The organism is Paenibacillus sp. J22R67, assembly GCF_059692175.1.
Window position 1 is genome coordinate 67,806 of record NZ_JCAUAX010000006.1, and the last position, 23,417, is coordinate 91,222.

Consider the following 23,417-nt stretch of genomic DNA (forward strand, 5'->3'; position numbering starts at 1 on the left):
TGCCGCCCTTCGAGGATTCGAGGGCGGCTTTTTGCTGTTTGCATTGTTTGCATAATTCTACCTGGATTGGAAACCTTAACAGATAAAAAGTTTCCACCTAATTCCAAAGTGGGAGATTACTTATGGCTGCAAGTTATAGGAAAATTACTGCGCTTCAGTTGTATTACGTCATTATTATTTCAATTGCTATAACGAATCATGTGCTCTTAATCCCTGTGCTGCTGCATGACGGCAAACGTGATTCCTGGGTGGGTGCGGGCTTATCTGTTCTGCCTACCCTATTGTGGGTATGTCTCATGTATATTGTTATCAGGCGCTCTAAGCAGCAGAATTTACTGCTGTGGGTAGGACAGAGATATGGGAAGTTCGTTGTATTCCTTCTAAAAGTGGTCGTCATTGGCATCGCCATGACGCATGCGATCATAACCATGCAAGATATGGTGACTTGGACACACATCTCTTATTTACCCCGGACCCCTCCGATCATGATCTCGTTGGCGTTTATGATTTTTTGCTTTTTTGCCGCTCGTGAAGGGATGCGGGCCATCGCGATAACCTCGGGTATTTTGCTCCCTGTGGTTGTTCTGCTCGGTTTTTTTGTGATGGGCGCAAATTTTCAATACAAAGACTACAGTCTGCTTACGCCCTTATTTACACATGGCTATGGGCCTGCTCTGAAATCAATGTATTTAACCAGTGGTTCTTCTTTTGAACTGTTAAGTATGGTTTTCCTTCAGCATCATGCAGATACCCGCATTCGACTGCCCTCGCTGCTTATCGTAGGCGCCTGTTTAGTTGGTCTCACAGTGGGTCCTTTAATTGGCGCCATTGCGATATTCGGGCCGTTTGAAGCGGATGAATTAAGGTATCCGGCTTTTGAACAATGGCGTATGGTGACGCTTGGGAAATATATTTCCCATCTGGATTTTTTATCCATTTTTCAGTGGATATCGGGTGCGTGTATTCGCATGTCCATGCTGATGTTTCTTGCCGTAGATGTGCTGATGCTGAAAAAGAAACGTACCCGAACGGTGTTTTTAATCGTGATGAGTGGCTTTTTCGTTACGATTTGCCTGCTGCCGATTACGGACAATCAGATGGTGCATTTTATCCAAGCCTGGTATTACCCCATGATGTTTATTACTGGTGCAGGTCTGCTCTGTGTCCTGCTTGTGCTGACCATCCTGCCGGTGAGGCGAAAGGAGAAGGTGATGAAGTGAACGAGCATGAGTTGCGGGAATGGTTTGCCTCCTCGGATGATGTCATCATCAAAGAGTACCCATTTTCTGAGGGGAATGTCAGAAAGAAGATCTTATTAATATATTGCGAAGGTATGATCAATAAGGATCATATTGAGCAGCGAGTACTCCCTAACCTTCAGCATGTCATCTCACATCGGCAGGAGGAGGACATGTCCGAGTTCGCGCTCGATACCCTGCTTCAAATGCAGGAAATAACGGGACCTGACATGATTGAAACGATGACGGTCAAGGTATATGCAGGATTTCTGGTTCTGTTCTTTGAAAGTCAGCAGCGGCTCTTTGGACTTGATCTATCCAATCCGCCCAATCGCTCACCTGAGGAATCCAATACGGAAACTTCTATTAAAGGCCCTAGGGACGGGTTCACGGAAAGCATCGTAACCAATATCGCGTTGATTCGCAAAAGGTTGTTAACTCGCAGTCTTTGTTGCGAAAAAATGGAACTCGGCAAGCGAAGCCACACTACCGTAGCTCTTATGTATATCGATGATGTCATCGATTCGGATATCCTTCAGGATGCCAGGCGCCGGCTGCAGCATATTGATGTGGACGCATTAATTTCCAGTTCGCAGCTGGAGGAGCTGTTAACCGAGCAGAAATACAACTTCTTTCCCCTGCTGGATTACGCGGGAAGACCAGATTTCGTAGCAGACAGCTTGCTCCGTGGGCGATTCGCCGTTATTGTTGACGGGTCTCCCATGGCTCTAATAGCCCCGGCGAACCTCATGTTTATATTAAAGTCACCGGAAGATGTGCACTCGCCTTTTTATTATGTAGCGTTCGAACGTGTGCTGCGCTTGGGGGGCTTGATCGTTGCCACGTTTCTTCCTGGTTTCTGGATATCCCTTTCTGCGTTTAATCTCGATCAGATTCCGTTTCCGTTAGTTGCTACCATCTCGTCATCTAGACTAGGATTGCCGTTATCGGGTCCGCTGGATTTTATTATCATGCTTCTCCTGTTCGAGTTATTTCGAGAAGCTGGCGCGAGGCTGCCTAAAGTCGTCGGACAAACCGTCACCGTTGTTGGAGGGCTGATTGTTGGTGACGCGGCGATTCGCTCTGGGATCACTAGCCCGACGACCCTTGTTATAACCTCGATATCAACTATAGCCATGTATACGCTCGTGAACCAGACACTTGCTGGGATCGTGACTATTTTGCGGGTGCTTATCTTATTGGAATCGACGATTTTTGGGATCTATGGGTTCATGGTGTCACTGATCGGGCTTGTTTTATACATGTCTACCTTAGAGTCATTCGGTGTTCCGTACTTGTCTCCCTTATCGCCGCCACGCTTTAAGGATATGATTCCTGCCATTTTCGCTAAGCCTTTCAGCAGTATGAAGAGTAGACCTGAGATGCTAAGTCCGAAGGACGACACACGTCAGAGTGAGGATCATCAATGATCATGAAGCGAGTAGGACGGATGATGATTGGGGTGCTGATTCTCGTCAGTCAGACAGGCTGTTGGGATATCAAAACAATCCAAGACACGAACTATTTTACGGCGATAGGTTTCGATTTCCAAAAAGGGCGTTACGTCGTTTATGCACAGATGTTGGATTTCAGCTCCGTTGCCAAACAGGAGGGGGGCAAAGTTGGGCAGCCGCCGCAGATTTGGGTAGGTCGTGAAGAGGGAGCCACGGTTAATGAAGCATTCAATCGCTTGTATAAAACGACGCAGCAGCGCGTTTTTTGGGGGCATGTTGGCGCTTATTTATTTTCCAAGGAGGCTCTGAAGCAAGGGATTGGTAAATTTATGGACGGATCTGTTCGATACAGTGAAACAAGATTTACCCAGTGGGTCTATAGTACCGACGAGTCAATTGAAGCTATTTTCTCGGTTGTTCCCTTTTTTAATGTCTCTCCTATGGCGTCCATATTGATGAACCCTATTGATAATTATCGCCAACTCTCCTTTATACGTCCGTTCCGATTATACAGGGCTGCTGCTTTGATTCGTGAACCTGGTTACACTTTGATGATGCCGACTTTGAGCATTCGAGAAGATGCCTGGAAGAAAAATCTGAAGCCTGATCCCAAATTAGAAGTTAGCGGTGTTTATGCTTTAGGAAAAAATAATATAGTCGAATGGTTTTCATATAATCAGTTTAAGGGAGACAGGTGGATGGAGAGAAGCACCGCTCGTTCGCCATTAGTAGTCTATATTAACGGGAAGCCCGTTCGAACTGTTTCCATTCAAAGTCCGAAACCCCGCATTACGCTGCACAAGGGGGAGAACTTGATTTTTGATGTTCATGTGAAATGCAAGGCGATCACGATTGAATCTCAGGAGACAGTAGATGAGGACTCCATACGCAAACAAATTGAAAAGCAGATGGCAGAAGAAATTGAGGAAACGTTCAAGCAAGGCAAAAGCCGAGGCGTTGATATCTATCAGCTGGAGCACACCTTGTATAGGCAGGATTCTAAGCAGTGGGCCAATCTGACCTCGAATGGCAAGCAGCCGCTTGAAGGGTATCAGTTAGGGGATGTCCGAGTGGATGTTCAGCTCACGCATACCGGTATGCTGAGGGAGAGGGTTAAAGATCAACAGTACTGATCATAGCAAAAAGTGCTCCGTACAGCGGAGCAGCGGGGGGGAGCGAAAGCTTGCTTCTTTTTGCTATGGCTGACGCTTGGCTTAATTTGGCTTAATATAGAGGACTCCAGTTTCTTTATGTGGCGGGTGAGGCTTTTCGTGTAAAGAAGGCAGGATTAACCTGCAAAAAGTACAGTAAATTTTCGATTTTATGAGAATTTGATAGACAATCCTGCAAAATGTACATCAAATTGCTGGGGATATGCAGAAAATGAGGGGATTCCATATAATTTGATGTACTTTTTACATGATCTCCGCCCAAATGGGTGGTGGACTCTTAGTTTGATGTACTTTATGCAGCTTGCCTCGCCTGAATTTGATTATTGGTGTGTTGCCAACTTTACTATGCTGGCGTTTCCCTGGTCTGAACCTCGTTTATCCAACCGCGCACATTCACCCTATCGGCCCCGTCGCAGTCACTCTACGCCAGTCCACCCACCCGAATCATCGGAGTCACTCCACGCCCGTCCACCCACCTGAATCATCGCGGTCACTCCACGCCCGTCCACCTCTCCCGAATCATCGCAGTCACTCCAACGCTCCCCCAGGCACAACCAGACACAAACTAACACGCTCGCCCCGCCGACCAGTTTAGAAATATTTAAGAATTGTTTTAGGCGAGGTTAATAGGTGTTTTAGAGGCAATTAAGATCGGAGGGATAAGATGAATACATGGAAGCGAGGAACGCATCCAAATTAGATAGAGCGTTAGAAGACGCGGAGGCTATAAGGTATGAATAAGAAGTTAGCGATGATGGGATTAGGCGTGGCGGTAGGCAGCATGATGCTGGTAACGTCGGTATACGCTGGTGTGGGCGATGCGCCCGGGTACGAAACGTTTAAATCAGCCGTGAAACAAACGGCAACCGTACACAATGTAACACGCCAAGTGAACGTGACACTGCAGGATAACGGAGCTCAATTGCTGGGCGTGAAGTCCACGATTAAAAGCAGTGGTGAGAATCACGCAGGAAGCGCAGAAGTGACCGTGAATAATGGCGCGGACGAACAAACCATTCATTTCTACAACCAAGACGGCAAACAAATTATAAAAACAGATGATTCTGATGTGTACAAAGTGCTAGAAGGAGAGGGCATGGGCGGCAAATTCAAAGATCGTGAAGGCGCAGAACACACACCGGACCCTCAAGTTGTAAGCGAAGTGGAAAATGTGGTCGACGCCTTAGTCGGCAACCTCAAAAACTATGTCACCATGGATGAAGCCGCAGGCAACGTGAAGGAGATTCATTTTAAATTGTCAGGCAGCCAAATTTCTCCGGTGGTCAACACGATCGGCTCCCTTGCCATCAAGCATGGTGCAATGGAGAATAATCAACGTCCGCTACCATCCAAAGCAGATACGCTTGGTATTGATGTAACGACCCTCAAAAACAGCCTTCCTCAGTTAACCTCCGACATCAAAATGGATGAAGTGGAAGTAAACGCAAGCGTGGATAGCGATAACCATATCACCAATCAAACTGCACAAATTCATATTTCCGGTAAAGATGCACAAGGTACAGCACACAATGTTGTATTGAGTGTGAATATGACGCTGTCCAGTTTGAACTCTACAACACCGGATACCGTTGATTTGACCGGGAAGCAGCTGGAAACCGTAAAGATTGATCCTGAGAAATCCCACCACAGGAACTAAGGAAAACAATGAAGGAGGCAAGGGCAAGCGCCCACCTCCTTATTTCCCTGAAAGGCGGCTAATGTATGAAGCCAGTCGTAGAAATCAATCGTCTAACGAAAATTTACAATAATTTGCGCGGCATCCATGAGGTGAACATGACCGTGCAGCAAGGCGACATCTATGGGTTCTTCGGACCCAATGGCGCCGGGAAGACGACCGTCATGAAGATCATGACCGGGCTAACCAAAGCGCAGCAAGGGGAAGTGAAACTTTTTGGTCATCCTGTGTCAACGCACTATGAGCAGGCGATGGCCAAGGTAGGTGTGCTGATCGAAACCGCTGAAGCTTACATCTATATGAGCGGCAGACGGAATTTGGAGCTGGCCGCGAGATTTTATCCAGGCATCGGGAAGCAGCGCATAGACGAAGTTTTGGAGATCGTCGGACTTACCCCTTTCCAGCAGGAAAAGGTAGCGGGTTACTCACTGGGCATGAAGCAGCGGTTAGGCCTCGCGGCAGCGATGCTGTCGAAGCCGGAGCTGCTCATCCTAGATGAGCCGACGAATGGTCTGGATATCGAGGGAATGGTTCACATCCGAGAAATCATTATGCATCTGGCGCGAGAAGAGCGCATCACCTTCCTCATCTCCAGCCATCTCATCCATGAAATGGAGCTAATGTGCAACCGCATGGGCATCATTCATCAAGGACGCCTTGTCCGCGAGGGACTCGTGCCCGAGATAGCACAAGGAAGCGCGACGCTGGAAGAAGCGTATCTACGCGAAATTAAAGAAGTAAGGAGGCTCGCTGCGCATGCATAGCTTAACCGCCAACGTCTGGAACGAAACGATCAAAATCACGTCCAAGAAGAAAACGATCTTTTTCCTTGTAGTTACGCTGCTGCTTCCGCTCTTAGCAGGGCTGCTGCTGTCTCAGTTCCAAAGCGGTATTGGAATCGGAGCCATTGCTTCGCAAGATTTTCCCATCATCATGCTGGGGCTGCTGACGAGTATTTTTCTGCCATTATTCGTTTTCATGGGCGCAGCAGATGTATTCTCCGGTGAGATGGGCGACCGTACGATGAAGAACACATTGACGCGGCCTATTACGCGGTTCAAGGTGTTTGCTTCCAAGCAGATTGCGCTTGGTGTTTTTATTGCGCTGTACTTAGTTGCCGGTTTATTGGCATCCGTTATCTCAGCCCTGTTTTTCCAGCATTTTGGCGGCTTTGACACGATCATGACCTGGTTCCTAGCATATGGCGCTGCTTTTCTGCCACTGATTGTGCTCAGTATCGCGGCTGTGTTTCTGGCGCAGTTCTTCTCCAGCTCCTCCTCGGCATTGACGGTGAGCATACTTCTCTATTTGGCGTTTAAAGTGGCCGCCTTTTTTATCCCGCAGATTGCAACGTACTCGCCTACAGCCTATACAGACTGGCATATGCTTTGGATTGGAAGCGGCATGGCGATTGGCAAGGTGAGCAGCATCTTTATGTTTTTGATAGCGTGTAGTATATTGTTTTTTACAGCAGGTTTTTATTTGTTTGATAAAAAGGAGATCTGAACACGATGTCGATTCGCTTACGGCTGGTACTCTCATACATCGCGATGCTGCTTGTACCTCTCGTCCTTTCGGGGCTAGCCGTGATCCTAATCTCCATCGCAACGTTCGGCAATTTGAAGTCAGTCTTTCAGGTTGATTTCTCCCAAGGCAATCCGATTAAACGCGTGGTTGACCAAGAGCTTGAGAATGTCGCCTACATGAAAGCCAAAACGGAAACAGAACCTGACGCTTTTCTCGATCCCGTGTTTATTAAGGACTTGGAGGATCGTTTCCATAAAATTAATATGGGTATTATCATCCGCAAAGAGAAAGAAATTACGTACAGTTCACCCTACTTGAAAGAGGGGGAGGCGCAGAATAGCTCCAAACTTCCCGCTTACGGCACTTCATCTGGCCATTTTCAACGTAATCAAGGCTCTCTGTGGGTAACTAGGCAGCAGGATTTCCTGTTCTCCGATAACAGTAAAGGGTCCGTCTTTGTATTTTTGGATGGAGGTCCTTTTCAGAAATATTTGCATCAGTTTTCCAAATCGCTTATTTTAACGTTTATACTTATTCTTGTTGGCACGAACGGTGTGCTGACCTACTTCGTTTCACGCAGCATCATTAAACCGCTTAGGGCTCTCAAACGGGCGGCGGAGGAAATTAAAGATGGCAATCTCGATTTTGAAGTGGTGCAGCAGTCCGATGATGAAATCGGGGAGCTCAGCAGAGCTTTTGAAGAAATGAGGCGCAAGCTCAAGAAATCCGTTGAACTTCAGCTTCAATATGAAGAAAACCGCAAGGAGCTCATTTCTAACATTTCGCATGATCTGAAGACGCCGGTTACGGCGATTAAAGGATACGCCCACGGCATTATGGACGGCGTCACGAACTCTCCGGATAAGCTGGAGAAGTATATTCGAACCATTTATACGAAAGCGGCAGATATGGATCGGCTGATCGATGAGCTGTTTTTATTTTCCAAGCTGGATCTGGGCAAAGTTCCATTTCAGTTCGAAACCGTGGATCTAGGTCAGTATGTGCTGGATTGCGCGCAAGAATTACAGTTCGATATGGAGAAAAAAGGCGTTCATTTCACGCTTACCGAGCTGCCAAAGGAGCCTCTCCTTGTAACGGCAGACCGAGATAAACTGCGGCGCGTGCTGCTGAACATCATTGAAAATGCAGTCAAATACAGTGATGAAGGCAATTGCCGAATCACCCTAACACTCAGAGAAATCGACGGCAACGCCGTCATACAAATAAAAGATTCCGGTCAAGGCATCTCGGAAGAGGCATTGCCTCATATATTTGACCGGTTTTATCGGGCAGATCCTTCGCGCAATACCGCGACCGGAGGAAGCGGGCTCGGCCTGGCGATAGCCAAACAAATCATGGAAGAGCACGGCGGACGTATTGGCGCAACGAGCATGATCGGGCAGGGAACAACCGTCTATATGGCATTACCGCTTAACAAGCAGGAGGAGAGTCAAGGATGAGCCGGATTTTAATCATTGAGGATGAACAAAGCATCGCCGAGCTGGAGCGGGACTACCTAGAGATCAGCGGATACGAAGTCGACATCGAGAATAGCGGAGATAAAGGGCTGCAGCTTGCGCTCTCCACGGAGTATGACCTCATCATTCTCGATTTAATGCTGCCGAAGATGGACGGTTTCGAGATTTGCCGGCGCGTTCGCAGCGAGAAGGACATCCCGATTCTAATGGTTTCCGCGAAAAAGGAAGACATCGACAAAATCCGCGGCTTGGGTCTCGGCGCCGATGATTACATGATCAAGCCCTTCAGCCCCAGCGAGCTGGTGGCGAGGGTCAAAGCGCATCTTGCCCGCTACGAAAGGCTGATGGGGCGACGTGAAGCGAAGAATGACGAGGTTCGGATTCGCGGTTTGATGATTGATAAAACAGCGCGCCGTGTTTTTGTGAATGAGCGTGAGGTTGTTTTTACGACGAAAGAATTCGACCTGCTCACGCATTTGGCGATGAACCCTAATCGGGTGTACAGCAAAGAACAGTTATTCGATCTCCTCTGGGGGATGGATGCCATGGGCGAAATTGCGACAGTCACGGTACATATCCGCAAGCTGCGCGAGAAGATTGAGCAAGATCCTTCAAATCCGCAGTATATTGAGACGATTTGGGGTGCCGGATATCGGTTCCGGATATAAAATGAAGCAAAAAGACTGCATGTGCTCCCGAATTACGGGGAGCACATGCAGTCTTTTTCCAATGTTAAGGCCTGTTAGTTCAGCGTCTTCGCTGTTGATGCCGGGAATCTATAGAGAAGTTGTTCCGCCAGAGGCCGGAAGGTTTGCCTTTGCCGCCGCATTCCGCTTCAGCTTGCGTTTATCCCTCCATAGGGCTAACCGTAGATAGAAGGAGGGGACGATAATAAGCGTAAGTATCGTAGAGACAATAAGCCCTGAAATAATGACGACAGCCATCGGCCGCCATAGGCTGCCTCCCATAATAGCCATCGGCAGGAGGCCGCTGATTGCGGTAGCGGACGTCATCAGAATGGGGCGAAGCCGCGCACGGCCGGATTCGGCAATGGCATCGTACAAGTCCATGCCGTGATGTCTGGCGTCTTCAATAAACTCAACCAGTACAATGCCGTTGCGCACGACAATTCCTGCCAAACTGACAAAGCCCATAAGCGCCATGAAACCGATTGGCGCACCCGTTACGAATAAACCAATTAGAGCGCCCCCCATGGCCAGATAAACGGTCATCATGACGAGGAAAGGTATGGACAATGAATAGAATTGGATCGCAATAATGATGAAAATAAGGCATACAACAACAATGGAAAGCTTGCCGATGGAGGAGAAGGCATCGTTCCGGTCAGCATTCTCGCCTGCAAATTCAATGGAGTAGGCGTTCGATTTTTGCAGTTTGCTAACTTGGTTCTGCAGCTCGGCGACAATTTCCGCCGGCAATCTTCCGTCCGTGTATGCTCTTACTGTGATCGTTCGTACCAGATTGTGATGCTGCACGGAGGTGATCATGCGGTCGTCCTGCACGTTGATGAACTGCTTGATCGGGTACAGCTGCCCGGACTGCGAAGGAACGAGCAGTTCTCCTATCGTTTCATTGGAAGGCGTTTGGTTGGCCTCGCTGTACAATGTGACGGGAATTTCTTCGTTGCCGAGTTGCAGCTTGGAAACCTCAATCCCGTCGGTTGCGAGTCGGGCTGTACCCGACAAATCTTTCTCGGTGACGCCGTAATAACGAGCTTTCTCCTGATCAAGCTGCAGATCCATGGTAAAGGTTTCATCACCGACGCTGTCAGAGACGTTGGCGGTGCCCGGAATGCTTTTCAGAATCGTTTGCAACTGTTTGGAGAGAGAGGTTAGTTCGCTTAAATCCGGGCCACTGATTCGAAGGGCAATCGGCGCTCCGACGGGAGGGCCTTGTTCCAGTTCTCTCGGCAGCAACTCGATTTCTGGATAGATACGCTTGAGCTGCTCTCGCCAGTCGGATACAAGCTTGCCTGTATGGGTTCGGGATTCGTCAACCTTGACATATAATTGACCTATTCTTGTTCCAACAGAATCAGTTTCCGCATAGTAAAACTTAGGTGTTGTCCTTCCTGCGTAGGTGGAAACAGATTGAACACCATCCTGCTTAGCGGCCCAAATGGATAAGCTTTTCATCATATCGGCGGTTTGCTTATAGTCGGCGCTTACGGGCATTTTCACATCAAGCAAAAACTCGCTTCGTTCCGCACTCGGAAAATACTGAACGCCCAGCAAGGGCAGGAGCCCATAGCTGGACGTGCCAATAACAAGGCCTATCATTCCGGTTAACAGCGGTTTTCGCAGCAGGCGGCGGATGAGCTTTTCATAGTACTCGCTTAGAAGCCAAATAGGTTTTCCCAGAAGTCCCGGCAGCTTATTCTGGGCGGACACTCCTTTGCGTAGGCTGCGTTCACTGCTCCATTTGCGGAAAATCGGAATGATGGTTAATGACATAGCCATCGATGCAGCTAACGTTAAGCTGACGACAACGGGAATCGGCTTGATAAAGTCCCCGATGTTGCCTTTTAAGAAAAACAGCGGGAAAAAAGCGGCTGCCGTGGCGATCGTTGCGGTTAGAATCGAAATCGCAACTTCCTGGCTGCCTTTCAGCGAGGCATCCAGAGGAGAATCGCCAAGAGACAATCTGCGTTCGATATTATCGTTAACGACAATGGCATCATCGACAAGAATGCCAAGCACAATGACCAGCGCGACGATGGAAATTTGATTGAGATCGATGGACGTCATACTGATCGGGAGGAAGCCGAGTGCAATGGAAACGGGAATGGCCAAAGCGACAATAATGGACGTTCCGAATGCGAGCCCAAGGATGCAGACAACTAGCACCGCAGCCATCCCGATCAGCATTTCCCGTGACAAGTCGGCAAACAGATGATCAACATTCTCTTTTTGCGTAAACAACGATACCATCGCCACATGCGAGGGGAGCTGAGCCTGCAAGGCGGAAACCCTGGCGTCGATCCCGGTTTGCAAGGAAGGAATATCTTCTCCTTTGGCTGGATAAATGACGACATCAATAGCGGGTTTGCCTTGATAGAAAACTTCCTCTTCCGTTTTCTGAGAGCCAATCTTAACCTCTGCGACATCTTTGAGGCTAAGTGAATTGCCTTGCCCTGCCGGTCGGTAAACGACCGTATTGGCAATATCATTGGCGGATTTCCATTCGCCTGTCAATTGAACGTAAGCGTTATTGTTATTGGCCGTCATGTTCCCGATTGGCGTGCGATCGTGAGCGGTGGTGAGCGCCTGCATAACTAGCGGCCAAGGAAGCTGCAAGCTTTCGAGCTTCTCCTTGTTCAGAATAACCTTCACTTCCTGATTGGGAAGTCCTACAATTTCAACATCGCTGACGCCGGCAACCGTGCGCAGCTGATCCTTCCATGTTTCAGAAATGGACCGCAAAGACTCCAACTCCGAAGGGTTTTCCACAATCAAATGAATGATTTGCGCCGATGTCTTGGCCAAATCATCATTGATTTCTGGCTGATCTGCCTCTGCGGGCAGCTTGCCTTGTGCAGACTGCACCTTTTGTCGGAGCGTATCCCAGGCCCGCATGTTATCAACCCCAGGCTGCATTTCAACGGTAATGAGGGACACGTTAGTGGAGGAAGTCGAATCGATCGACTTGATCGACTCCATTTTTCTAATTTCTTCTTCGAGCGGCTTGGTGACAAGTTGCTCGACCTTCTCCGGCGATGCTCCGGGATAAATCGTCTTTACCGTAGCCATGGATACGGTGATTTCCGGATTCTCACGCTGGTTTAGCGATAAAAAGCTGAAAGCACCTAGCAGCACGAGAACGACAAAAAATAGCAGGGTGATCTTTTGATATTTGATCAGTTTGGCAATCAAGCGGATTCCTCCTTCTGTCCAGCTGCTTCGGTTAGAAAGCCGAATCTACTCACCGGGCGTTACTTTCTCCATATGTTTAAGTTGGTACTGACCGGAGACGATCAGAATCTCGCCTGCCTTGAGCCCTTGTGTGATTTCAGTTCTATCATCCTTGCTGCGGCCGAGCTTGATTGTCCTTTTTTCGGCATGGTCTCCATTCAAAATGAATACATAGGGCTCGCCATCCTCGCGAAGGATGCTGCTCGCCGGTACGGTGATGACTTGCTGTTCGCCGTCTCCAGCAAGTAGGAGCTGTACGCGCATTCCGGGTTTGAGGCGGCCGTTTTCGTTCCCGGCTTCAAGTTCCAGGGAATAGGTCTTCGTCTGGGTGTTGGCTGTGTTCGCCAAATAAGTCACTTTTCCCTCATAGGTATCAGGGGAATCCGAAGTGTGAAACGATAGGCTCTGTTTGCCCTGCACGAGAGGCAAATCTGCTTCCGTTACTTCGACGCGGACTTTGATTGGCGAATGCCGCTGCACCACGCCGATTTTTTGTCCTCTGGCAAGCGTCATGCCTTCCTCAATGGGCATTTCGGTCAAAAGTCCAGACGCAGGCGCCTTGACTTCAAAATAAGAAAGGTTGACATCCGCATCCTGCAGATCGATATCGTTAGCCTCTAATTGGTACTCTATGGCGGCTAGCGGTTGGGTGCTTTGGAGCGTCTGAAGTTTCTGTTGCAAAGTTTGAAGATTGAGTTTCAACGGTTTGACTTGAGATTCCACTTGTTCTTTCTGTTCTTTCGTTGCCTCTCCGGTGTCATAGTCATTAAGAACCCGGTTATACTGCTTCGTGACATCGTCCAAGGATTGCTGGGTTATGGCAATATTGTTGGTTAACTCCAGAATGCCGTCGTCCCAATCCTTTTTGGCCTTGGACAATTGTTGTTCAAGACTAGCCCTGGCATAAAGCAGTTTTTGTTTCTGGCGAAGCAAATCTTTATTATTCAGCTCGATGATCACATCATCTTTCTGGACTTGTTCTCCGCGTTTTTTCAGCACGGACTTTACATCGCCATCCGCCTTCAGCACGACGTTCAACTCCAGCGAAGGAATGACATCGGCAGTGAGTGTTTTGGCACCTGCCCATGCTTGTGTGGTAACCGCAGCCGTTTTCACAGGTTTGCTCGTTACCCCGGCACCGGCCGCCTGCTCGGCAGTTATCGCGGGAGATAATGGTGCTTCACTGGAACAGCCTGCGAGTGCAGTAGCGGTCATGATTAATAGAAGACCTGTTTTGTGCGATACGAATTTTCCAGTTATCCGCACAAAATGATCCTTCGTTAGTATTGAACGAGCAACAATGTTTCCCCCACGCTCCATGATTGAGCCTCCCTAGTTATTAATGGACTTCATATAAAATCAGATACAGCTTTAAGTATGACTTGCGGTCAACTTTTACTTGCGGTTTGAGCAAGTAAAACTATTTAAGCCTCACCCCATTAATGTGCCTCCCTATCTATTTTATCTAACATTATATAAGTACAGTTATAACAATAAAGTGACTTTCGGTCAATATTTTTAGAAGGCTATAGAAATAGCATTGTAATTGGTAATGATTAGGATATAGGAAGGCATCACTTCTTGTTGCGAGGGAGGAATTCTATTTCGTTTGATGAGGGAGGACTTAAATGAATATTTGGTTTACGATGTCTATTATTTTTATTCCGGCAATCGTATTAAGTAGGGTTGTATCGGTTTCTACGAAAATAAGATAAGGTACCTGATACTTGTAAAATAAGCATGTAAAAGAAGCCTGCCAGAGTGAACAACTCTAGAAGGTTTTTTTGTATTTTTCTACCTAAAAAAGCAATTCATTCATCCCTGTTTATATACACCTTATTAATGTTAATATATTGTAAAGGTTATCTAAACATAGGGGAGACAACAACGATGATGGTGACTGTGGACATACATGATTTAATAAAACTAGGAATCGCAGCTATGTTCGGTTTAATTATTGGCCTAGAACGAGAAATCAGAAATAAACCGCTTGGACTCAAAACTTCATTAGTCATTTGTCTAAGCAGTTGCTTGCTGACAATTGTATCTATTGAATCTGCGAATAAATATGCAGTTCCCGGGCTTCATGTAATGGATCCTATGCGGCTTGCGGCGCAGGTAGTTAGCGGGATCGGATTTCTTGGCGCAGGGGTCATACTTCGGAAGCATAATGACGTCATCATTGGATTAACGACGGCGGCGATGATTTGGGGAGCAGCTGGGTTAGGAATTGCCATTGGCGCAGGTTTTTTTGTTGAAGCGTTTGTGGGATTGCTGCTAATTATGGTGAGTGTCGTGGTATTGCCCTACTATATTAAGAAAATAGGGCCAAGACCGCTATTAATGAAAGATTTGCGAGTCAAGCTTATCGTGTCGCATGAGGGTAATTTAACGAATATCATCAAGGACATTATTGCTAGAGGATATAGAATGAAAAGCGTACACATAAAAGAGTTGAGCCAGGAGCTGCAGGAACTCAATTTCATTGTTTTCATTGACCGTAAGTACGCTTCAGAAGTATATGAAGAGTTAAAGAGCATGCCATATATTGAAATGGCGGAAGTAGAGACTTTGTAGAGATAGGGATTGGGCAGCGGCTTAATGCTGCGTTCCGATCCTTTTTTTTGCGGGGTTTAATAGGTTGTGGCGGGTGCTTCGTTGCATTATGTGCAGCGAAAGAGGAGGTTTTCGCTACCTGATGGGTAGTTCGTTGTACAAAATACAACGTTATCAGACAAATGGCAGATAATCGGGCGATTCTAGCTAAAATGGTTGCACGATATACAACGAGGAACTGAGACGATACTTCTTTTAATCCATGTTATTGTAATAAGTGCAATATAGGGTGGACGATCTCAATAAGAAGCGAGCCTAGCAAGGTGCCAAAGCCCGCCAACATGTATTAGGCCGAAACAGCGACAGCAGCAGCGAACTTCGCACCTAGCTCGCGACATAATTTCTTTTGCTCGCTAGTCGGATTAAATTCGATTTTCAAACCGTCAAACACTTTCTCAGTACCGATCTCGGCAAGTCTAGCTTCGATTGTATCTACGGCAGCGCCGAAGTGTGTGTAAGAGGAGTCAGCGGAGCCGAATGCACCGGATTTGCGGCCGTTTAGATCCAGATCTTCTAATTCATCGTAGAAGTCTTCGAATTCATCTGGCAGATCGCCGTCGCCCCATGTATAAGCTCCAAGCAGAATTCCATCGTAGTTCACGAGATCTACACCACTCACATCCATGACGGATTTCACAACAGGCTCAATGCCTGCCTCACGTATGCCCACAGCGATTTCTTCAGCGATTTCCTCCGTATTTCCTGACATGCTGGCGTAAACGATAATGATTTTTGGCATGGGAATCCCTCCACGAATTGTTTTTATAGGTATGTAGTCATCTTGTAAATGTCTTGTTGTTACCAACCACCTTCATATTATTTGATAATGATTATCATTGTCAACATTTAATTGAGAATTTATTGAGAATCAACATTTTTTGCTGAGATAGCCGGCAAGGAAGGACTATACGACTTTGAGGCAGAAATCATGTTACAATATCGAAAACATGAACTTATCGCAGCTTATGAAAAGGGGAACTGGCATGGAGGATATCCACCTGCATTTGAAAAATCTCGGCTTCACAGACCTGGAAGCCAAGTGCCTGCATGTGCTTGCCGAAAGCGGCACACAAACGGGTTATGAAATCGCCAAGCAGCTTGGCGTATCGCGTTCGAATGTTTACTCCGCGCTCCAGAAGCTGGCGGAGAAGGGCGCAGTGCTCACCAGTCACGGTGAGCCGACGCACTACCAAAGCGTGCCGATCGAGGAGATCGGCGAGCGTGTTGAGGCGGAGCTGCAAGCGTCGATCCGCTATGTGAAAGAGCATATGCCGAAGCAGGGTACGCATCGTTCGGAATATTTCAGCTTGGAAGGCGATGCCAAGGTGCTTGATCGCATCCGAACGGAGCTGAGGAAAGCGAAGGCAGAGGTGCTTTGCGACCTATGGGCGCAAGAAGCACAGCTGCTGAAGGAAGACTTGCGGAAGGTTCCGGCGCAAGGAGTGCGCTTGCTTGTTTCGACGATCGGCGATGCGTCTCTGCCGAGTGGCGTGCAGCAGTTCTCGCATAAACGTGATGCCATGTGGAATGAGCGCAATGGGCGGAAATTTACGCTGCTGATCGACCGTAAGCTGGCCATTGTTGGCACAAGAGGCGGCGACGAGCCGACACTTACGATGTTGACTGAGCATCCAGCGATGGTGGAGCTGCTGCTCAATAGTTTTTGGCGCGATGTGGTTATTCACGAGCTGCAGCAGGATATGGGCGCTAAGCTGGAAGATAAATATGGGAAAAATTTTAAGAAAATCATACAGAAATATACAGCTGCTGAAGGTAGAGAAAAGGATACACCATCTGTTGAGGTAGGACTGGAACACGCAGCTGCTGCGAGTAAACCTGTTGAAGAAAAGCTCAAAGAAGGAAAAGCTAGTGATGGTAGAAATGCTGAAGGAAAAACTAGTGAAGGAAAGTCTAGCGAAGGAAAAACTACTGAAGGAAAAACAAGCGAAGGAAAGTCTAGCGAAGGTAAATCCGGTGAAGGAAAGAGGAAAAAGAAGAAATGACGCAGCATGATGGGGAATACTTAGCGAGAGAGCAACAAGAGAGCATCTTACTCGCGGCGGAAACGCTCGTGAAGGAGAAGTTGGAGCGCGATAGCAGCGGCCACGATTGGTGGCATATCTATCGCGTCGTGCAGACGACGAAGCGCATCGCCGCCCAAGAGGGCGCCGACGCTTTCGTCTGCGAGCTTGCAGCGCTGCTTCACGACGTCGTCGACGAGAAGCTGAATGCGGATCCAGCCGCTGCTCAGCGCGAGCTGGAAGCATGGCTGGCCGCCAGCGGTGCACCGGCGGCCACAGTGGAGCACGTGCTGGAGATCATCAGCACGATGTCGTTCAAGGGCGGCGCGCGGCCTCCGATGCGCACGCTTGAAGGCCAGGTCGTGCAGGATGCCGACCGGCTGGATGCGATAGGCGCGGTAGGCATCTCGCGCGTATTTGCTTATTCGGGCTGGAAGGGCCGCCCGATTCATGATCCCTCCGTCACGGCGCGTGAGCACCTGACGGAAGCGGAGTATCGCGCGGGGAATGACACCGCGGTTAATCACTTTTACGAGAAGCTCCTCAAGCTGAAGGAGCTGATGAATACGGCTTACGCCCGCAAACTTGCGGAGGAGCGGCACCGCTTCATGGAGCAGTACCTCAAGCAGTTTTATGCGGAGTGGGAAGGCGAGCGTTAATTTTTTTTTGCAGCGGTAGCAAGGGCTCGGCTCTTGCGATGTCGACTTATGGGCTGGCTGTTAACGGGAAAATCTCCCGTTAATTTCGCTCGAATGCAGCATTTGAACGGTTTAGCTGGAGTTTATCCATCTAATCCTGCGAAAACCCCGCAAATTAATTATTTGAGATGAAATTAACGGGATTATTTCAAGTTAATTGAAATTTCTGTGGGCAAGTATGCAAGTTAACAGGATTTTTTCCTGTTAATTCATTTGATGTTTTCGGTGCTGTGCAACGTAAAAAACCGTCTAGAAGGTCAGACGGTTTTTTACGTTGTATATAATACAACCTGATGCCTAAATTAGCTCCCAGCGCCTGTCTATACTGCATTTTATACAACATTCTGGTGTGAAATGAGCCATTTCTAGCCTTTTAGGCAAAAATGATTGCACTTTTTACAATGAAGAACAGTAGTATATGCCTCGGGCGGTCTTTACATTGCACAAAGTACAACGAACCTCTAGATTCCCAACTCGCACCGCACGGCACGGCACTCATCGCACACTCACGCACGCATCGCACTCACGCACTCACGCACGCATCGCACCTATCGCACCTATCGCATCTATCGCACCTATCGCACCTATCGCACCTATCGCACCTATCGCACCTATCGCACCTATCGCACCCATCGCACGCATCGCACTCACCGCACTCACCGCACTCACCGCACTCACCGTACTCGCCGTACTCACCGCACTCATCTGACTTTCAATCACTCAAACGACGGCTTCGTCAATGGACAATTCGGCAATGTAAGAATCTCCACGTTGTAAGCAGCCAGCTTACGCAAGAAATAGCATGTTTCCGGCAGGTGATGCTCAAGGAAACGCAGGGTCAGGCGGCTAAGCAGCTCGGTATGCTGATACTCACGGATAACCTCTTCGACGACCCGATAGAAGCCGATGACCGTCTCCGCCACTTGTCTGGCGAACTTCTGCTGGACCGGGAATCCCGGTGCAGTGAAGCGGAGGAAGCCGCGGATGGCGGTGTTTTTGACGATATGTGCGCTGAATTGCTGCGCGTACTGCTGAGTGCTTTTCAGCAGCTCTATTTCTGTTGGATCCAAATGATTGCCCAGAAGCACGGTATGTCCAAGTTGATCCTCCAGCCACATCTCCATCAGCGCAACAAGCGGTAGGGGTTCGTAAGGCACACCGTTCATCCAAGCATGTAAAATTCGCAAATACTCGCCGTTCTCGAGTAAAGTTCCGTTAAAATACACGGGCGTCAGCGAGATGACGACCTTATTTTCTATTCGCAAATGCTGCATAAAGCCTTCAAACTGATAATACCCGTGCGCAACGGGGTATATGTCTTTAGAGAGCTGAATCATGGTTTCCGAGGAGACTGGCAGGGAAGGGTCTGTTTTCAAAATGCGGTTCCGCAGTTCGGTGAAAGCGGCTATGTACCTCTTCGCAGTGGCGATCCACTGCACCTCTTCATTAGCAAGCGCCTCGTCCACAAAAATGGCGTGATCCTGTAGGATTTCAACCCAAAACAACTGTTCCTGCCAGGGTGTGATGGTCTCATTTAGGCTCATGGAAAGGTTCCTCCTAGGTCTCTTAACTTCGGGCCAAGCCTTGCCGATACTACACATACCGAAGTGTATTCAACAGTTTCGGGTTCGAGAACAGCTTTCGTCGGAATTTGTGGTAAAATAGAACGAATGACGATTGAAAATCGAGAAAGAAAGTGATGTTATGACGATGAAAAAAGAAGCAAAGTATATAGCAACAGTCTCCTTAGGTGTGATGGGAGCAGGCTTTTTGGCTACAATTCCTGTAGCTTCCACGGTGTGGGGAGGCTTTCTGCAAGGCGGCTTTGAAGCCGGGGTTGTAGGCGGTTTGGCGGACTGGTTCGCGGTTAGCGCCTTGTTCCGTCACCCGATGGGCATTCCGATTCCGCATACAGCGCTGCTGCCGAAGAATCGTGAGAAAATTACGAACGCGCTTGTCTCAACGGTTCAAAATGAGCTGCTTTCCAAAGAAACCATCCGTGCTCGTTTGCAGCAAATTCGTTTTCTTGAAAGAGGGCTCGAGTTGGCGGAAAGTCATTTGGACAGCGAAGCGCTTCACAAAGGCCTAAGCACGCTTGCCAAACAAGCGTTAAACGCTATTGATCTTGAAAAATTAACACCGCTGCTCGCGGATGAGATTAGCAAAGCGCTTCAGGACGTGGATACGAGCCGGCTCGTTCGCGCGCTTGTCGATACGGTCAAGGACGGCGGTTATGACGGCAAAACGTTTGATTTTGTCCTCGATAAAGTGGAAGCTTGGGCATTCAAAGCAGAGACACGCGATCAGCTTGGGGCTATGGCGCTCAAGGCGTTCGAGGGGCTGCAATCCAATGGCTTCATGGCGTTTGCCGTGAACGCGTTCATCGGGATGGTCAATGAGGAGAAGATCGGGGGCATTATCCAGAACTTCTTGCTTTCCTACATTGAGCAAATGCGCACGAAGCAGCATCCGCGTAGAGAGGCTGTTCTTTCCTTCATTCGGGGTGAGCTGAACAAGCTGGAGAGAAATCCGAAGCTTTTGGCCGAGTTGGAATCGCTCAAAACGAAGCTGCCAGACATGTTCGAGCTGGATACGAAGCTGTCAGGACTCCTTGCACGTCTGAAGGCTAGAGCGGAAGAGTTCGTGGATCAGCCTGAGTTTGTCCCTGTACATGTCGTTCCGATCATGCGGAATGTGCTTACATCCGTGAAGGAGAACGAAGCCTTGCTGCAGCGCGGCGAGATTTGGGTGCAGGAGCAGATTGCTTCCTATTTGGAGAAAAATCACAGCAAGATCGGTCAGCTCGTCAAAGAAAACCTGGATAAATTCGATAACGAGAAGCTGACTGAGCTGATGGAAGATAAGATCGGCAAGGATTTGCAATGGATTCGCGTCAACGGTGCGATCTGCGGATTTATCATCGGGCTTGGTCTCGCAGGATTAAAGATGCTTTTTTAATATAAACGACTACGGGACATACCCGAGTGGGGGGAAGCATTTTGATCGAGATGAAAGGTGTCAGCAAGACGTTCGTACAGCGAATCGGCGGCAATTACAAGGCGCTGGACAATATCACATTAACGATAAAAAAAGGGGAGTTCGTCTCCGTTCTGGGGCCATCCGGCTGCGGGAAGTCGACGGTGCTGAACCTTGTTGCAGGCTTCGATACACAAACGGAAGGCACGATTGAGGTGAATGGTAAAAAGGTAACCGGCGCTGGGGCCGACCGTGTGGTCGTGTTCCAGGAGCACGGTCTGTTCCCATGGCTTACTGTGCTGGACAATGTGGCATTCGGCCTCAAACAGAAGGGCATTCCCAAAAAAGAGCGCCATGAGCTCGCTATGGAGCAGATCAAATCGGTGCATCTTAGCCGCTTTGCAGATCGTTACCCACATGAGCTATCCGGAGGGATGAAGCAGCGGGCAGCGATTGCCAGAGCGCTGGCGATGGATCCTGAGATTTTGCTCATGGATGAGCCGTTTGCGGCGTTAGATGAGCAGACACGCCTTATTTTACATAAGGAATTGGAAGAAATCTGGATGCGGACGCGTAAAACGATTCTCTTCATCACCCACAACATTCGGGAAGCGGTCCTTCTATCAGACCGAGTTGTCGTCATGTCCACACGCCCTGGCACGATTAAGAAGGAGTTCACCGTGCAGGCGGCAAGACCCCGGGATACCGCAGATCCGCTGCTGCATCATGTGGAGAACGCAGCCATGGATGCGCTGGCGGATGAGCTTGAGAAGGTGGTAAGGGAGGAGACGGGTGATGAGTACCGCATTAAGAAGAACGATTTTTCTGGTACTGCTTCTGATAGCTTGGGAGGCGGGATTTAGGCTGTTTGATTGGGGCTGGAAATTTCCCTCTCCGACCCAGACGCTGCAAGCTTTTTATGACGGATTGGTACATGGCGAGCTGCTGGCGGCGACCTTGGCCAGTATGATCCGGTTATTGGTCTCTTTCGCCCTATCGCTTGCGATTGGGACGACATTAGGTTTTCTATTCGCACGTTACCGTCTGCTGGATGATACGCTGGGCTTTTTGGTCGTTTCGCTGCAGACTATTCCAAGTATTGCTTGGCTGCCTTTTGCCATTATTTGGTTCGGTCTTAACGAATCCTCGGTTATTTTCATTACGACGCTTGGCGCGACCTGGACGATGGCGCTTGCAAGCCGCACAGGAATCAAAAATATTCCGCCGATTTACCTGCGCGCTGCACAGACAATGGGAACTGGCAATGGGTATAAAATGTTCGTGCAGATCATGATTCCAGCGGCGTTCCCGCATTTAATCAACGGTGTGCGTACGGCTTGGGCTTTTGCTTGGCGCGCCCTGGTTGCGGGGGAGCTTATTGCCAAAGGGGCAGGGCTCGGTCAGCTGCTGCAGGACGGGCGTAATTTGGGCGATACTTCACTGATGCTGTGCATCGTCATTATTATCGCTGTGCTGGGCACGGTCTCTGATCATTTCTGCTTCAAGAAACTAGAAGACAAAGTGCTGGAGCGCTACGGCCTCGCCGGCTCGAAGTCTTAGCAGGGAGCGGTTGCATGAGAAAAAAAGCATGGATGCTGCTGCTGCTTTTGTTCGTAGTTATGACGCTGAGCGCCTGTGAGGAGAAGCTAACTGCTTCTGGTAAGCCGCAGGTGGTCAGGGTTGGTGTATTTAAAAATGTCACACATGCTGCAGCCTATATCGCACTGGAAAAAGGCTATTTCGCCCGTGAATGGGGCGATGAGGTGAAAATTGAGGTCACAGCCTTCGATAACGGCTCTGACTTATCCATTGCAATGGCGACAGGAGATATCGATGTGGGCTTCGTAGGTCCCGGACCTGCGATAACATTTTTCCTGAAAAGCGGGAACTATCGGGTCGTTTCCGGCTCCAATAATGGCGGTGCGGTGCTTGTTGCCCGTAATGGCGCAGGAATTAATGGCGTTAAAGATTTGGTAGATAAAACAATCGCGATCCCGTCCAAAGGGAATACGAATGAGATTTCACTGCGGATGCTGCTTCAGCAAGAAGGCATTTCCTTAGGACGAGACACGGGAAGCGCGCATCTCATCGTGCGCTCTCCGTCGGATGCGCTCATTTCCTTCCGACAGAAGGAAATTGACGCGACGCTTGTTCCCGAGCCATGGGGGACGCAGATTGAGAAGGTAGGGCTCGGCAAGGTTGTCGTCGACTGGCAGGCGATCCCGCCGAATCATGGCGATTATCCGACGGTCATTATGGTGGCGAGCGATTCGTTGATCCAGCGTCACCGCGATATTGTAAAGGGCGCGATCAAAGCCAATATGGACGGCATCGCGTTCATTCAGAACAGTCCGGAGCAAGCCTATGAGCTTATCAACAACCAGCTGAAGCAGTACAGCGGCAAAGGAATGGACAAAAGCTTGATCAAGGCCTCGCTTAGCCGTCTGAAGCTCACCACGGATGTTGACGTCAAGGTGATGGAGGAGATGGCGAAGGTCTCGATCGCTGCCCGATATATGAAGGGCATTAAGGAAGATGAACTTGATCTACGCAAGTTTGTTGATTTATCCATGCTTGAAGAAGTGAAGAGTGGGAAATAGGGGAAGAGG

20 protein-coding genes are annotated in these 23,417 nt (G+C 48.8%); 15 read left to right on the forward strand and 5 right to left on the reverse strand.

The window, feature by feature from the left end; all coding sequences use genetic code 11:
- Window positions 1–122 precede the first annotated feature (122 nt).
- From AC58VC_RS22365 to AC58VC_RS22400, 8 genes are all read left to right on the forward strand, one after another.
- Entirely contained in the window at window positions 123–1,220 is a 1,098-nt protein-coding gene (locus AC58VC_RS22365; protein WP_497371483.1) for an endospore germination permease, read from the forward strand.
- On the forward strand, window positions 1,217–2,668 hold the full coding sequence (locus AC58VC_RS22370) for a spore germination protein (protein ID WP_497371485.1): 1,452 nt from the start codon (window positions 1,217–1,219) through the stop codon (window positions 2,666–2,668). Before AC58VC_RS22365 ends, AC58VC_RS22370 begins: the two co-directional genes overlap by 4 nt.
- On the forward strand, window positions 2,665–3,825 hold the full coding sequence (locus tag AC58VC_RS22375) for a Ger(x)C family spore germination protein (RefSeq protein ID WP_497371487.1): 1,161 nt from the start codon (window positions 2,665–2,667) through the stop codon (window positions 3,823–3,825). The genes AC58VC_RS22370 and AC58VC_RS22375 overlap by 4 nt, the downstream gene beginning before the upstream one ends.
- Before the next feature lie 772 nt (window positions 3,826–4,597).
- Window positions 4,598–5,521, forward strand: coding sequence for a hypothetical protein (locus AC58VC_RS22380; protein ID WP_497371489.1), 924 nt, complete (start codon window positions 4,598–4,600; stop codon window positions 5,519–5,521).
- A gap of 65 nt (window positions 5,522–5,586) precedes the next feature.
- Window positions 5,587–6,324, forward strand: a complete 738-nt coding sequence (locus tag AC58VC_RS22385; protein ID WP_497371491.1) for an ABC transporter ATP-binding protein — start codon at window positions 5,587–5,589, stop codon at window positions 6,322–6,324.
- The gene (locus AC58VC_RS22390; protein ID WP_497371493.1) at window positions 6,317–7,066 is read left to right on the forward strand and encodes a DUF2705 family protein; all 750 of its coding nucleotides are present in this window, start codon (window positions 6,317–6,319) and stop codon (window positions 7,064–7,066) included. Before AC58VC_RS22385 ends, AC58VC_RS22390 begins: the two co-directional genes overlap by 8 nt.
- A gap of 5 nt (window positions 7,067–7,071) precedes the next feature.
- On the forward strand, window positions 7,072–8,547 hold the full coding sequence (locus AC58VC_RS22395) for a sensor histidine kinase (RefSeq protein ID WP_497371495.1): 1,476 nt from the start codon (window positions 7,072–7,074) through the stop codon (window positions 8,545–8,547).
- Window positions 8,544–9,233 carry a response regulator transcription factor gene (locus AC58VC_RS22400; RefSeq protein WP_145658534.1) on the forward strand — a complete coding sequence of 230 codons (690 nt, stop codon included), beginning with the start codon at window positions 8,544–8,546 and terminating at the stop codon, window positions 9,231–9,233. Before AC58VC_RS22395 ends, AC58VC_RS22400 begins: the two co-directional genes overlap by 4 nt.
- A 108-nt stretch (window positions 9,234–9,341) precedes the next feature.
- Here the strand turns inward: AC58VC_RS22400 and AC58VC_RS22405 are convergent, their stop codons facing one another.
- A complete protein-coding gene (locus tag AC58VC_RS22405) occupies window positions 9,342–12,458 on the reverse strand; it encodes an efflux RND transporter permease subunit (RefSeq protein WP_497371497.1) in 3,117 nt (1,038 codons plus the stop codon).
- 45 nt (window positions 12,459–12,503) lie between these two features.
- Window positions 12,504–13,817, reverse strand: a complete 1,314-nt coding sequence (locus AC58VC_RS22410) for an efflux RND transporter periplasmic adaptor subunit (RefSeq protein ID WP_497371499.1) — start codon at window positions 13,815–13,817, stop codon at window positions 12,504–12,506.
- A gap of 573 nt (window positions 13,818–14,390) precedes the next feature.
- Here AC58VC_RS22410 and AC58VC_RS22415 point away from each other — a divergent pair.
- Window positions 14,391–15,074, forward strand: a complete 684-nt coding sequence (locus AC58VC_RS22415; protein WP_497372126.1) for an MgtC/SapB family protein — start codon at window positions 14,391–14,393, stop codon at window positions 15,072–15,074.
- A 325-nt stretch (window positions 15,075–15,399) separates the two neighbouring features.
- On the opposite strand, the gene AC58VC_RS22420 is transcribed toward AC58VC_RS22415, so the two are convergent.
- Window positions 15,400–15,852 (reverse strand): flavodoxin, encoded by a 453-nt coding sequence (locus tag AC58VC_RS22420; protein ID WP_497371501.1) that lies wholly within the window; start codon window positions 15,850–15,852, stop codon window positions 15,400–15,402.
- A 208-nt stretch (window positions 15,853–16,060) separates the two neighbouring features.
- Here AC58VC_RS22420 and AC58VC_RS22425 point away from each other — a divergent pair, with 208 nt between their 5' ends.
- Entirely contained in the window at window positions 16,061–17,116 is a 1,056-nt protein-coding gene (locus AC58VC_RS22425) for a helix-turn-helix domain-containing protein (protein WP_497371503.1), read from the forward strand.
- Entirely contained in the window at window positions 17,113–17,793 is a 681-nt protein-coding gene (locus AC58VC_RS22430; protein ID WP_497371505.1) for an HD domain-containing protein, read from the forward strand. Before AC58VC_RS22425 ends, AC58VC_RS22430 begins: the two co-directional genes overlap by 4 nt.
- Window positions 17,794–18,363: 570 nt before the next feature.
- Here AC58VC_RS22430 and AC58VC_RS22435 read toward each other — a convergent pair.
- Both AC58VC_RS22435 and AC58VC_RS22440 read right to left on the reverse strand, forming a co-directional pair.
- Entirely contained in the window at window positions 18,364–18,537 is a 174-nt protein-coding gene (locus AC58VC_RS22435; RefSeq protein WP_497371507.1) for a hypothetical protein, read from the reverse strand.
- Window positions 18,538–18,548: 11 nt separating this feature from the next.
- Complete coding sequence (locus AC58VC_RS22440) at window positions 18,549–19,376, reverse strand: DUF2935 domain-containing protein (protein ID WP_497371509.1); 828 nt, start codon at window positions 19,374–19,376, stop codon at window positions 18,549–18,551.
- Window positions 19,377–19,542: 166 nt separating this feature from the next.
- Between AC58VC_RS22440 and AC58VC_RS22445 the strand changes: the two genes are divergently transcribed.
- Genes AC58VC_RS22445 through AC58VC_RS22460 form a run of 4 tightly spaced genes read left to right on the forward strand, consistent with a single transcriptional unit; the run spans window position 19,543 to window position 23,408 of the window.
- The gene (locus tag AC58VC_RS22445; RefSeq protein WP_497371511.1) at window positions 19,543–20,790 is read left to right on the forward strand and encodes a DUF445 domain-containing protein; all 1,248 of its coding nucleotides are present in this window, start codon (window positions 19,543–19,545) and stop codon (window positions 20,788–20,790) included.
- Window positions 20,791–20,831: 41 nt separating this feature from the next.
- Window positions 20,832–21,671: an ABC transporter ATP-binding protein gene (locus tag AC58VC_RS22450; protein WP_497371513.1), complete on the forward strand. Its 840-nt coding sequence runs from the start codon at window positions 20,832–20,834 to the stop codon at window positions 21,669–21,671.
- On the forward strand, window positions 21,604–22,368 hold the full coding sequence (locus AC58VC_RS22455; protein ID WP_161407932.1) for an ABC transporter permease: 765 nt from the start codon (window positions 21,604–21,606) through the stop codon (window positions 22,366–22,368). The genes AC58VC_RS22450 and AC58VC_RS22455 overlap by 68 nt, the downstream gene beginning before the upstream one ends.
- 14 nt (window positions 22,369–22,382) lie before the next feature.
- On the forward strand, window positions 22,383–23,408 hold the full coding sequence (locus AC58VC_RS22460) for an ABC transporter substrate-binding protein (protein ID WP_497371515.1): 1,026 nt from the start codon (window positions 22,383–22,385) through the stop codon (window positions 23,406–23,408).
- Window positions 23,409–23,417 lie beyond the last annotated feature (9 nt).